A 13198-nucleotide genomic window follows, 5' to 3' on the forward strand; every position below is an offset into this window, starting at 1 on the left:
AAGAGGAGGAACGCCTGTGTGGCAAGTACAAGTAGAGACCCCATTGACGATCACGACACCGAAGGGATTTCAAGCATCCGGGATACATGTGGGTCTGAAACGAAAGCGGAAGGATTTAGGTCTGATCTGGTGTGAAGTAGGAGCAAGGGCTGCAGCTGTTTATACGACGAATCAGGTGCAAGCAGCACCAATCGCTGTGACGAAACAAGCGATTCAGGCGTCACAAGGTCGTATTCATGCCGTCCTCGTTAACAGCGGGAACGCGAATGCGTGTACAGGGGAACTAGGGTTATCCCATGCGTATATGTCGCAACAAGCGATGGCGAAAAGTTTAAATGTTGCTCCAGAACAAGTCGCGATTGCTTCAACAGGGATCATCGGTCAACCGTTAGCCATTGATACGTTACTGGCAGGTATTCCACAGCTGATGCCTACAAATGACAAGGATGCCGCGGATGATTTTGCTCATGCGATCCTGACGACCGATACTGGTACGAAAATAGCTGGTCAACAATACATGCAAGGGGATATCCAAATTTCAGTCTGTGGTGTGGCAAAAGGGTCAGGGATGATTCATCCGAACATGGCGACGATGCTTGGTTTCTTGACGACCGATGCAACGATTGAACCGGATGTCTTACAGACACTGTTGCGTCGGACGATTCATCGTACGTTCAACTGCATTACCGTAGATGGAGACAGTTCGACAAATGACATGGTCATGATTTTAGCGAGCGGAGCTGCAGGAGGAGCAACGATCGTTGAAGGCACGGACGAAGCGTTAGCATTCGAACAGGCGATCGAAACGGTCTGTCAAGATTTAGCGAAACAGATTGCGCGGGACGGGGAAGGCGCGACGAAGTTAATCGAAGTGACGGTAAAGGGAACACAAACCGATGAAGTAGCGCGGATGGTCGCTAAACAAGTCGTCGGATCGTCTCTCGTCAAAACAGCAATCTTTGGGGAAGATGCGAACTGGGGACGAATCATCGCTGCTGTCGGAAGTATCAAGGAGCCACTCGATGTATCAAACGTTGACATCAAAATTGGTTCGCAGTGGGTGCTGCAACAGAGCATGCCTGTCTTATTCGATGAAGCAGTTGCATCGCAGGAACTGGCAAAGCAGGATGTACAGATTCACATTGATTTGCATGACGGAGTAGGACAAGGACACGCTTACGGCTGTGACCTGACGTACGATTACGTCAAAATCAATGCGAGTTACCGAACATGACGAAACGAAAAGTCATCAAACTAGGTGGTAGTGTGTGGGAGCAGTTGGATACGCGGTATTTCGAGGAATGGAAAGCGTGGGTCGAAACCGGTAACGAACTATTGATCGTCCATGGGGGTGGCCCACTTCTATCGAGTTACTGTGAACAAGAGGGAATCAAACCCGTGTTTCGAGATGGTGTCCGTGTGACGACGGATGGTGTGTTACTCGGGGCGCGACGGATCTTAGCAGGGGAAGTCCAATCCGGGATCGTCCAGCAATTGAATCAGGCAGGAATTCCAGCGGTCGGGATGAGCGGGTTAGACGGTGCGAGCGTCCATGGTAAAAAAGTCAAAGGACTCGGTGCAGTTGGTCAAATTACGCACATTCATCCACGATTGTTCACAGTGTTGAGTACGAATGGTTATGTGCCGGTCGTCACATCCCTTGTTACAGGGGAACAAGGTGTGTTGAACAGTAACGGGGATGCGTGTGCCATTGCTGTCGCGAAGGCTTGGTCCGTCGACCGATTTGAATTGTTGACGGATGTCGAAGGTGTAAAAGTAAACGGTGACTATCAATCAGAAATCACGTCTGCAGCCATCGAAGCTGCGATAGCGTCGGGAGAAATCTACGGGGGAATGATTCCGAAGGTCGAAGCGATGATGCAGGCCACTCAGCATGGTATTCCAGAGGTCGTCATTCGGTCTGGGAAAAATGCGTTAGCTGCTGGGACACGAATCAAGGAGGAGTTACATGAGTGCACTACTACCCACTTATCAACGTACTGATGTGGAATTGGTCAAAGGACAAGGGTCGATCGTAGAAGATGCGACAGGAAAGACGTATCTTGATTTCATCATGGGAATCGCTGTATGCAACACAGGACACCGTCATCCTTATATTCAGCAACGGCTAGAGGAACAGTTGAACCGAATTTGGCATACGTCAAATCTGTTTCAAATCGCGGCACAAGAGCGGGTCGCCGAGCGACTGACGGAAGACAGTCATCTCAGTCATGCTTTCTTTTGTAACAGTGGTGCTGAAGCAAACGAGGCGGCGTACAAACTCGTTCGAAAATGGACAGGGAAAACAGAAGTTGTCACGTTTAAACAATCTTTCCATGGTCGGACATTTGCGATGATGGGCGCAACAGGACAGGAAAAAATCAAAGCGGGATACGGGGAGATGGTGAATGGATTCAAACATCTACCGTTTAACGAGATGGAAAGCCTATCAGCAATTACGGATCAAACTGCTGCTGTATGGCTCGAAATCATTCAAGGAGAGGGTGGGGTCGTCGTCGCTGACGATGCGTGGCTAGAAGCGTTGATGAAGAAGGCGCAGCAATACGATGTCAAAATCATCGTCGATGAAGTGCAAACCGGAATTGGTCGGACGGGTTCTCGTTTTGCGTTTGAGCAGACGCCACTCGTACCGGATATCATCACCCTTGCGAAAGGACTTGGAAGTGGACTCGCGGTCGGTGCGCTACTCGCGACGGCAGAGGCAGCGGAAGTATTCACACCTGGATCGCATGGCTCGACCTTTGGTGGGAATCCACTCGCGATGACGGCAGCGGAAGCCACACTTGACCTCTTGTTAAGTGACACTGTCATGGTAGACGTTCAAGGAAAAGGCGAATTTTTGAGACAGCAATTAGAGCAAAAGCTACCTAAATCCATCATTCGCTCTGTTCGCGGACGTGGCTTGATGATTGGTATCGAGTGTGTGATGCCTGTTGCACCGCTGATTGACGCCTTACGTGAGAATGGTCTTCTCGTCGTATCGGCTGGTCCTCATGTCATTCGCTTATTGCCATCATTGTTCGTAACGGAACAGGAACTCATGCACGCCATCGAAAAAATACAACTCGTTTGTCAACAGGAGGTCATCGTATGAAACAATCCGGAAAACTAACGCTTGCGAACGGAACGACGTTTACCGGTTCGTGGCAAGGAACAGCTCCAGTCAAAGGAGAGGTCGTCTTTTTCACTGGAATGACAGGATATCAGGAAGTCTTGACGGATCCATCTTATCAAGGACAAATTCTTGTCTTCACATACCCATTGATCGGTCAATACGGTATTCAAGCGGAAGCGTCAGAAAGCAATCAGATTCAAGTCGCTGGTGTCATCGTTCAAACTTTGGCTGAGGACGGGGAAGGAACATCGCTCGCGAGTTGGTTGGGTGAAGCGAATGTGCCAATTTTGTCGGGAGTCGATACGCGTTCTCTTGTGCATCTATTACGGACGGAAGGCGATCAATTCGGTGACATGATGCAAGTAGATATGACTGTCACTGCGTCAATCGACACAGCATACATCGCTTCCGTATCAACGACTTCAAACATCGAATACGTACCGGAAGCCGACCAGGGGCACATCGTCTGTATCGATTACGGTGTGAAACAATCGATGATCGATGCTTTGCTTGAACGCCATATGCGTGTCACGGTCGTGCCATATGATACGACACCGGAACGGATTCAAGCGCTGGCTCCAGATGGTCTGCTGTTTTCTAATGGACCTGGTGATCCAACACAATTAGACCCGTTCCTTTCAGGAATCCGTGAACTGGCGACGAGCTATCCGACACTTGGTATTTGTATGGGACATCAGGTTCTCGCTCATGCCTTCGGCTGTACCTTATTAAAACAACATCACGGACACCGAGGAGCGAATCATCCTGTACGTCATCTGGCATCCGGACAAGTGTTCATGACGTCTCAAAATCATGGTTATGCCGTTGATGTAAAAAGTATCGAAGCGTCTGAAATGGAACTTGCGTACGAACACATCAATGATGGATCCGTTGAAGGATTGATTCATCCGGCTCTACCGATCATGACAGTCCAATTTCACCCAGAAGCAAGTCCAGGACCGACAGAGGCGATGGTCGTCTTCGATCAATTCGTAAATAGCGTATTACATCAGGAGGTAGCATATGTGGGATAAACAGAAAGTACTCGTCATCGGTTCGGGTCCGATCGTCATCGGGCAAGCAGCAGAATTTGATTATTCCGGCACACAAGCCTGTCAGGCGCTTCGAGAAGCGGGATGCGAGGTCATCTTAATGAATTCGAATCCGGCTACTATCATGACGGATCCGAGCACGGCAGATCATGTCTACATTGAGGCGATGACCCTTGAAAAAGCAACGGCCATCATCGAACAAGATCGACCATCCCATCTCCTAGCGACGGTCGGCGGACAAACGGCACTCAATCTTGCGATGTCACTCGAAGAAGCAGGCGTACTTGAGCAATACGGTGTCGAACTTCTAGGGACATCGCTTGAGACGATCCGAGACGGAGAAGATCGTGAACGATTCAAGCAAAAGATGATCGAACTCGCGCAACCGCTCCCGGAAAGTCAAACAATCGAGTCGTTAGCAGAACTTGAAGATTTCATGGCAGTACACGGGGTGCCACTCGTCATCCGACCAGCCTTTACGCTCGGGGGAACGGGCGGTGGAATCGCGTTGACGAAGGACGAGGCACGTCTGTTAGCGCAGAACGGCTTACAAGCGAGTCCGATTTCACAGTGTTTGGTTGAAGTGAGTATCGCTGGCTATAAAGAAGTCGAATACGAAGTCATGCGTGACAGCGCAGATACGACGATCATCGTTTGTAACATGGAAAACATCGATCCTGTCGGTGTCCATACCGGGGACTCGGTCGTCTTTGCACCGATTCAGTCGATTTCGGATCGAATGAATCAACAATTGCGGACGGAAGCGCGTAAAATCGTATCGCATCTCGGTGTCATCGGTGGATGCAACATTCAATTCGCAATCCATCCGACGGAAGAACGCTATTTCGTCATTGAAGTCAATCCGCGTGTCAGTCGTTCTTCGGCACTTGCTTCCAAGGCGACGGGATATCCGATCGCAAAATTAGCGACACGTCTTGCGCTCGGTGAGCGACTCGAGGATTGCATCAATCCTGTCACGAAGGAAACGATGGCGAGCTTCGAACCAACGATGGATTATATCACGGCAAAAGTGCCTTGTTTCCCATTTGATCTATTTACCGGCAGTAACCGGACGCTTGGAACACAAATGAAGGCGACGGGTGAGAGCATGGCGATGGGGAAGACGCTAGAAGAAGCGTTACAAAAGGCGTGGCGCGGTGCGGGAGTTGAGCAATCACCTCTTTATCCGACATGGATGAAAACAGCGGAGGCTGACGTATTGTGGAAAGAAATAAAGGCTCCGACGGACCGTCGCTTGCTTGCGATGCTCGCACTACTCGATCGCAAGGAGACGACCGTCGAAGAACTCGTTGAACAGACGAAAGTACAAGCTTTATTCGTCAAAGTACTTCAACGTCTTGTCGATCAGCAACAAAAAATCGATGTATCGAATGAAAGTTCTCTAAAGCAAACCAAAATGATGGGCTTTACGGACGAACAAATTGCGCTTCTGACGGGTGTCAGTGCTGTAGAGATCGAGCACTTACGTAAAGAAAAAGGCATCCTCCCTGTCTATCATATGATCGATACATGTGCAGGTGAGTTCAAGAGTGCGACGCCTTATTTCTACGGAAACTGGAGTGGTCAAACGGAAGTCACAGCATCGACGAAAAAGAAAGTCGCTGTCATCGGTGCGGGACCCATTCGGATCGGTCAAGGAATCGAATTTGATTATTGCTCCGTTCACGCGGTACGTGCATTGCAAGCATCCGGTTATGAAACGATCATGATCAACAATAACCCAGAAACCGTCTCGACCGACTTCGAAGTCGCAGATCGCCTGTATGTCGAGCCGTTGACACTTGAAGACGTCATGCATGTACTAGAAGCAGAGGATTGCGAAGACGTTTTAGTCCAGTTCGGAGGACAAACGGGGATTGCGCTGGCGTCTGGTTTGGAGAAAGCCGGTTATCATCTTCTCGGAACGACGGCAGATGTCATCGATCAAATGGAAGACCGTGAGCGGTTCTATCAATTTTTAGATGACATTGGTATCGATCGTATTCCGGGACAAGAAGTGGCGACGCACGAACAAATGATAGAAGTCGCAACAACGATCGGTTACCCGGTCATGATTCGTCCATCCTATGTCATCGGAGGTAAGGGAATGCATATCATCCACGATCAAGAGCAATTAGAGACGATCGTGTCCGAATTAGCATTCCCTGTCCTCGTGGATGCCTACCTCCAAGGAAAGGAAATTGAAGTCGACTGTATTACGGACGGAACAACGACGTACGTTCCGATTTTGATGGAGCAATTGGAACGGGCAGGAGTTCACTCTGGAGATTCGACGATGATTCTGCCACCTGTATCGCTCAGCGATACCGTTCAGAGCGAAATCGAGCGAATTGCACAGATGATCGGGCAACGAATGGATTATAAAGGAGCGTACAATATCCAATTCGTCTTGCATGACGATCAAGTCTACGTGCTAGAAATCAATCCGCGTGCCTCCCGCACGTTACCGATCGTCGCCAAAGTAACAGGTCAACCGATCTTGCAGTGGGCAGTCCAAGCAGCGGTCGGTCAAGCGGTCGCACTACCAACGGAACAGACGAAACTTGATTTCCATGCCGTCAAGACCCCTGTTTTTTCAACGTTGAAACTACAAGGTGTTGATCCGAAAACAGGTCCCGTCATGCGTTCGACAGGTGAAACGCTGCAATGGACGACAGACGGACTGGCGCTGGAACGTTTCATTTTCGATGAGACGACAAAACGACATTTGACGACGAGAGACATCATCGTTGCTGGAGCAGATACAGAGGCTTTCGGAACGGGTGTAGCATTAGATGAAACGATTGACTGGGCACAATGTGCGATTTTCTATTCGCACGTGACAGAAGAAAAAGCGAGTCGCGAAGCAGCGCTTGCTGCCGGGGTACAAGTTCTGACAGAACCTGAACTAGCACATTATCATCTACAAGCGACAGAAAAGTCCCCTTATGCTGTGAAGCCACTTCATACATGGACAGAGCCGATCAAGGAGGAAGTAAAATGAAGACGATGCAACAACTAAAGCATTTCTTGACGATGGCGGAACTGACGCCGGAAGCACTGACGGAGCTGTTGGCACTCGCGAAAGACATCAAGCATCAGCCGAGTGTCTACCAAAACGCATTAAGCCATAAAAAAGTGGCCTTATTGTTTGAAAAGGCATCCACGCGAACACGTCTATCGTTTGAGGTGGGTGTCGTCGAACTCGGTGGACATCCGATCGTGCTAAGTGGAGCAGACATGCAAATCGGGCGGGGGGAGCCGCTCTCAGATACGATTCAAGTCATGAGCCGTTACGTCGATGCCCTGATGATTCGGACGTTCGGTCATGAGATCGTCGACACACTTGCGGCACATGGTACGATTCCAATCATCAATGGATTGACGGATCTACACCATCCGTGCCAAGTCCTTGCTGACTTGCTGACAATCGAAGAGACATTTGGAACCCGGTCTGGGAAGATTTTGACATATATCGGGGACGGAAATAACATGGCGCATTCGCTGATGATTGGTGGAGCGCTCAGTGGAATGGAAGTTCGCATCTGTGCGCCGGAGGCGTATGCTCCTGATCCACAAATCGTTCATGAGGCACAAGTCATTGCGAAGGAAACGGGTGGAAACATCATCGTCATGACGGATCCCGAGGAAGCGGCAAGTGGTGCAGACGTCGTGTATACGGATGTCTTCGCGAGTATGGGACAAGAAGAAGAAGGGACGATGCGTCTGCAAGCATTTGAAGGATATCAGGTTAATGCCAATATTATGAATCAAGCAAATGATGAAGCTATTTTCTTGCATTGCCTTCCGGCGCATCGCGGGGAGGAAGTCACGGAGGACGTCATCGATGGCAAGCAATCGGTCATCTTCGATCAAGCTGAGAATCGCCTCCACGCACAAAAAGCGTTGCTCGTCACATTACTTGGATAACCATAAAAGACTCGGTCGCCAATTTGGCGACCGAGTCTTTTGGTTGAGCGAAGTTAATCATAATGGTGTCGGGCTAATCGTTCTTCTTGTTCTTTTTTGACTTGTCGCTTATTTTTTTCATGCAGACGTTTCATAAAAGGGGTCGTTTGCCAAGAGGGAGCCCAGTCGGATTCTTTTCCGGCACGGAGGGCAAGAATATAATCATAGCTCTGATGAAGTCGTTCGATCATCTCTGTTCGGACATCACAAATGTGACCGTGTCCGGGAATCAAGAGTTTGACTTCATATTCATAAATGAACGACTCGAGTAACTCGAGCGTCGTCAAATACTCAGAGGAATCGTGTTCGATCAAGGGGATTTCAACGTCTGAAGCGTAATCGCCGCAGACTAACAAGTGAAGTGGCATGACGATGAAGGAAAGATGAGTCGCTTCATGACCGGGCGTCAAAAAGAAGATTAACTTCGTTTGTCCGATCGTTAAAATCGTCTCAGACTCATGGATGACATGTGTCACGTCTGGGAAAAGGACGGGGGAATCGATATAGAACTCATCATTAAAATCTTGGACGGCTTGGAGCGCTTCTTGTCGGTCGACATCGATGAACGGTTTAGAAGCGATGACGATGGCATCCGTAAAGGCATAGGCACCTAAAATATGATCGAAATGGGCATGCGTATAGACGACGTATAATGGTCGTTCGCGACGCACGATTTCGACGTCTCGACGAATCGTTGCAATCTCATCGGGAAGCCAGCCAGGGTCGACGACGATCAGACAATCAGGCGTCTCGATTAATGTCGAAGTCGTTTTCATGAGTGTACTTTGATAGATCGTCACGCCGGGCATTTTCATCTGAATCATACGAATCCTCCTTTACGAATCTCTATCTATATCGTTGTATACCCATAAATTCGTTGGAATCATCAGCAGAATCAATAAAAAAGACGACTCGCACGTCGCGAGTCGCCTGCCCTCTAGAGGGAAATGGTCCTAGACCTATGTTATGTCATAATTGGAGCGGGTGAAGAGAATCGAACTCTCGTCATCAGCTTGGAAGGCTGAGGTTTTACCATTAAACTACACCCGCGTATCGGCTACATGAAATATAGTAGCATAGCAAAGAGGGCATTTCCATAACTTTTATGAAAAAAAGCAATTTCTTTTAAGATTCGGTGTACAATAATACTAGTTAATCGTTTCCAATGGTAATCTTGATTTGCAATATGGGTAAAGTTGGGTAGAGGAGAGAGTGTCTGGTGAATGAAGTGCGAGTTTGGAGCGAACAGTCGATGGGAAAAGGATGGAAGGCGATCTGTCACCATCAATTCGATCGTCATCGCTTATTGATAGGAGAGTGGTTCCATAACGTAGGTGTACTTGCTTTTTCCATCAATCAAGATGCGGATTTGCTACCGGATGTCCTTCCAAACACATTCGATCTGCCGCTCGTCTCGGAACGTGTGCAACGCGTCATTGCAGCATACGCGCCTTTTTCTGTACAATGTCTCAAGGTACATCTTGAGACGAAGGACGGAGTGGTTCCGTACTATCTTCTCAATCTCTTATCTGTCAGTCGGATCGAACATCTACATACGACGGATGTATTCCGTCCGGTCCCGAGACGACGCGTCTATTTTTTGACAGAGCGACGAATCAGCGATTCGATTTGTCCGCATCATCTTATGCGAGATGAGCGCACGCATCGCATGTTCGTCTCTGCTCAACTCGCTCGCCAATTTGAGCGTATGGCTGTGACGGGTATCCGCTTTGAAGAGATACAACGAATGGAGGAATTCAAATGAAACAGTACACAGTCGATCATTGGATCACGCTAGAATATCCAAAGGTATTCGAATATCAAGAAGAAGAGACATATGTCAGTTTTTATTCGACGGATGAAAATGCAATGGGTACGCTCCAATTATCCATTTATGAGTCCGATTCAGAAGAATTGACACCGTATGAGGCGGCGGAACAAGAAATCAATCTGTTGGTGGAAGAGTTCGGCATCGAACTAACAGGAGCACTTGAAGTCCGTCGTAATTCAACAAAAGAAGCGTTGCTTGCAGTAGATGGGAAAGAAGAAGATATCTTCTTACGGATCTACGCGTATTCGGACGGGGAACGGTTAGTCTTATTGACGTACTCTGCAGAACGCGAGACGCTTGAAATCGAAGAAATCGAAGCGATGATTTCTTCACTGACTTGGATTCAATGAAGGATACGATAGAAGTGCAAAAGGCAACGGATCACAAGGATCCGCTGCCTTTTTTTATATCGATCGATGTGGCTTAAGAAGAACGGGAAGATGACTGTTTAGCTGCAGGGTTGACTTGTTTATTCAACCAGCTCGCGATATCAGCAAAAACGCGGATGCGTTCGAACTCATGGAAGAGCTCATGACGCAACCCTCGATAAATCGTCAGCTGTACAGCATCGACACGGACACGATTATACATATCGAACAAATGATGAATACCCTTTCCATCGAACGCGACCGCGTCATCCCCACCAGCAAGCAATAAGAGGGGTAAGTGACGTGGATGCTGATAGACGGAAGCAAGTGCGTTGACGAGCTTCGTTGCATGCAAGAGTTCGTGGAAGAACCCAAGCGTGACCGTTTGACCGGACAATGGATCTGCATCATAGCGCATGACGGATTGAGGATCCGAAGAGAGCCAAGCATTTTTAGAAAGTGCTGGGAAGAAGCGCAAGTTATACCGTCCGAACACGAGTTGTCCAAACCGTTCAGCGGGATGTGTTGCTGACAGCTGATGGATTTGACGTTCGACGAGTTTTTGACTGACATCACCGAGTAAACCTGTACTCGTCGGGGGGCCGCTCGCGATGATTCCTGCTACCGTATGACCGAGTGTTTGACCGATCCGGCGAGCGATCAACGAACCAAAACTATGACCAAAAATGAACACCGGTAACGTCGGATAACGCTCTTTGATGTCAGAGACGAGTTCTTCTGCGTCCTGCATCAATTGTTTAAACCCTTGATTCGGCTCAAGGTGTCCAAGTGTTCCAAGCTGTGCTGCTCGGGTTCCGAAACAGCGTAAGTCTGCGATGATCGTGTGGTAATGATGCGCATAGAGGAATTCTGCGAATTCCTCATACCGTGCGCCATGCTCCATCATCCCGTGAAAGACGATCACGACTCCTTTAGGATCATGGGCTTCGAGGCTATGCAATGTCGTAGTATAGCCGTCAGAGGCTATCCAATGTGAATGATCAATCGTCATGTAACTCATCCTCTCATCAAGAAAGTCCGAATACCTGTCCGTCTTCCGAAACGCCCATGTGGAAGGCGGCGGGAACTGCGGGTAATCCTGGCATCGTTAATACATTCCCAGTCAATGCAACGATGAACCCTGCACCAACCGATGGTCGGATTTCGCGGACCGTGATCGTGAAGTCTTCGACACGACCATAACGAGCAGGGTCATCGGTTAAAGAAAATGGTGTTTTTGCCATACAAATCGGTAACTCATTCAAACCCATCTCCGTACACCGTTCGAGTTCGCGGAGTGCTTTGTCTTCAAAATGAACGTCGGCTGCACCGTAGACACGCTTTGCGATACGCTCGATTTTTTGACGAAGCGGTAAGACGTCAGGATACAGAGGGCGGAACTGGCTCGGTTCCTCAAGAGCTTGCATGACTTCCGTGACGAGTGCTTCACCGCCAGCTCCCCCTTTACTGAAGACTTCACTTTCCGCGACACGAATATTACGATCCTGACACCATTCTAGGATCATGTTCCGTTCTGCTTCCGTGTCGGTGAAGAAACGGTTCAAGGCAACAACGGCAGGGACGCCGAACAGACTCATCGTCTCGACGTGTTTTTCAAGTAACGCAAGACCATCTGTTAAGGCAGCGAGATTTTCTTCGCTGAGTTGCGTTTTGTCTACACCTCCGTGCATCTTCAAGGCACGCACCGTAGCGACGATAACGACGGCATCCGGGTGGAGTCCGCCAATCCGTGATTTGATGTTGAAGAACTTTTCGGCACCTAAATCGGCTCCGAATCCTGCTTCTGTGACAACGTAATCGCTTAGCTTCAGTGCAGTTTGCGTTGCAATCAAAGAGTTACAGCCATGTGCGATGTTCGCGAACGGTCCACCGTGAATCAGTGCTGGTGTTCCTTCGACGGTTTGAACGAGGTTCGGACGAAACGCATCTTTTAGAAGTAACGTCGCAGCTCCTGACGCCTGAATATTTTTGACCGTAACCGGCTGTTGATCGTACGTATAGGCGACGACGATGCGACTCAAGCGTTGTTCGAGATCCGTGATCGAGTCTGCTAGACAGAGGACCGCCATGATCTCGGAAGCGACCGTGATATCGAACCCATCTTGACGAGGCACGCCATGCGCAGGACCACCAAGACCAATCGTGACTTGGCGCAAGGCACGGTCATTCAAATCAAGAACGCGTTTCCAGACGATACGACGCGGATCGATGCCAAGGATGTTACCTTGATGCAGGTGATTGTCGAGCAAGGCACTGATTGTATTATGAGCAGATGTGATCGCATGCATATCGCCTGTGAAATGAAGATTGATCTCTTCCATCGGTAGGACTTGGCTATAGCCACCACCACACGCGCCACCTTTTAAGCCCATCGTCGGACCGAGTGAGGGTTCCCGTAAACAAATCATCGTCTTATGGTTTGCCCGATGCAATGCCTGTCCGAGTCCGACAGTGACGGTTGATTTTCCTTCACCGGCGGCTGTCGGATTGATGGCAGTGACAAGGATCAATTTACCGTCAGATTTCGTTGCCAATCGGTTCAACAGTCCGTCTGTCAACTTCGCTTTATACTTTCCGTACGTATCAAAATCCTCTTCTTGCAAACCAATTCGGTTCGCAATTTCTCGAATCGGGCGTAAGACGGTTTGTTGTGCGATTTCTAAGTCTGAACGAATGGTCTTTTCCATGGTATCGACTCCCTCTTTGATTGGATCTCTCTTTTTTCTAATAGTAGCGTATCTAGTGCGAACGCGCCAAAAGAAAACGTTCAATATTTTCCACCCAATGGGTCAAATGGTGACGTGTTCAAGTGCTAGAGAAA

11 protein-coding genes and 1 tRNA gene are annotated in these 13198 nt (G+C 48.9%); 8 read left to right on the forward strand and 4 right to left on the reverse strand.

The window, feature by feature from the left end; genetic code table 11:
* Positions 1-16: 16 nt before the first annotated feature.
* Genes argJ through argF form a run of 6 tightly spaced genes read left to right on the forward strand, consistent with a single transcriptional unit; the run spans position 17 to position 8118 of the window.
* Entirely contained in the window at positions 17-1234 is a 1218-nt protein-coding gene (gene argJ / locus B4C70_RS13825; protein WP_290780400.1) for a bifunctional glutamate N-acetyltransferase/amino-acid acetyltransferase ArgJ, read from the forward strand.
* The gene (gene argB / locus B4C70_RS13830; protein ID WP_214728494.1) at positions 1231-2004 is read left to right on the forward strand and encodes an acetylglutamate kinase; all 774 of its coding nucleotides are present in this window, start codon (positions 1231-1233) and stop codon (positions 2002-2004) included. The genes argJ and argB overlap by 4 nt, the downstream gene beginning before the upstream one ends.
* A complete protein-coding gene (locus B4C70_RS13835) occupies positions 1970-3115 on the forward strand; it encodes an acetylornithine transaminase (RefSeq protein WP_290780403.1) in 1146 nt (381 codons plus the stop codon). The genes argB and B4C70_RS13835 overlap by 35 nt, the downstream gene beginning before the upstream one ends.
* On the forward strand, positions 3112-4170 hold the full coding sequence (locus tag B4C70_RS13840) for a carbamoyl phosphate synthase small subunit (protein ID WP_214728498.1): 1059 nt from the start codon (positions 3112-3114) through the stop codon (positions 4168-4170). The genes B4C70_RS13835 and B4C70_RS13840 overlap by 4 nt, the downstream gene beginning before the upstream one ends.
* Positions 4160-7192, forward strand: coding sequence for a carbamoyl-phosphate synthase (glutamine-hydrolyzing) large subunit (carB, locus tag B4C70_RS13845; protein WP_214728500.1), 3033 nt, complete (start codon positions 4160-4162; stop codon positions 7190-7192). Before B4C70_RS13840 ends, carB begins: the two co-directional genes overlap by 11 nt.
* Positions 7189-8118: an ornithine carbamoyltransferase gene (argF, locus tag B4C70_RS13850; RefSeq protein ID WP_290780408.1), complete on the forward strand. Its 930-nt coding sequence runs from the start codon at positions 7189-7191 to the stop codon at positions 8116-8118. Before carB ends, argF begins: the two co-directional genes overlap by 4 nt.
* A gap of 53 nt (positions 8119-8171) precedes the next feature.
* Here argF and B4C70_RS13855 read toward each other — a convergent pair whose 3' ends face one another.
* Positions 8172-8981: an MBL fold metallo-hydrolase gene (locus B4C70_RS13855; RefSeq protein ID WP_290780411.1), complete on the reverse strand. Its 810-nt coding sequence runs from the start codon at positions 8979-8981 to the stop codon at positions 8172-8174.
* 152 nt (positions 8982-9133) lie between these two features.
* Positions 9134-9207: transfer RNA gene (locus B4C70_RS13860), tRNA-Gly, on the reverse strand.
* Positions 9208-9376: 169 nt separating this feature from the next.
* On the opposite strand from B4C70_RS13860, the gene B4C70_RS13865 reads away from it, so the two are divergent.
* Positions 9377-9922 (forward strand): imm11 family protein, encoded by a 546-nt coding sequence (locus tag B4C70_RS13865; RefSeq protein WP_244290094.1) that lies wholly within the window; start codon positions 9377-9379, stop codon positions 9920-9922.
* Positions 9919-10338 (forward strand): hypothetical protein, encoded by a 420-nt coding sequence (locus B4C70_RS13870; RefSeq protein ID WP_023467229.1) that lies wholly within the window; start codon positions 9919-9921, stop codon positions 10336-10338. The genes B4C70_RS13865 and B4C70_RS13870 overlap by 4 nt, the downstream gene beginning before the upstream one ends.
* A gap of 73 nt (positions 10339-10411) precedes the next feature.
* On the opposite strand, the gene B4C70_RS13875 is transcribed toward B4C70_RS13870, so the two are convergent.
* Both B4C70_RS13875 and B4C70_RS13880 read right to left on the reverse strand, forming a co-directional pair.
* A complete protein-coding gene (locus B4C70_RS13875; RefSeq protein WP_082202576.1) occupies positions 10412-11368 on the reverse strand; it encodes an alpha/beta fold hydrolase in 957 nt (318 codons plus the stop codon).
* 16 nt (positions 11369-11384) lie between these two features.
* On the reverse strand, positions 11385-13064 hold the full coding sequence (locus B4C70_RS13880; protein ID WP_290780415.1) for a formate--tetrahydrofolate ligase: 1680 nt from the start codon (positions 13062-13064) through the stop codon (positions 11385-11387).
* Positions 13065-13198 lie beyond the last annotated feature (134 nt).

It is taken from the genome of Exiguobacterium sp. UBA5002 (assembly GCF_002396765.1).
Lineage (GTDB): Bacteria > Bacillota > Bacilli > Exiguobacteriales > Exiguobacteriaceae > Exiguobacterium_A.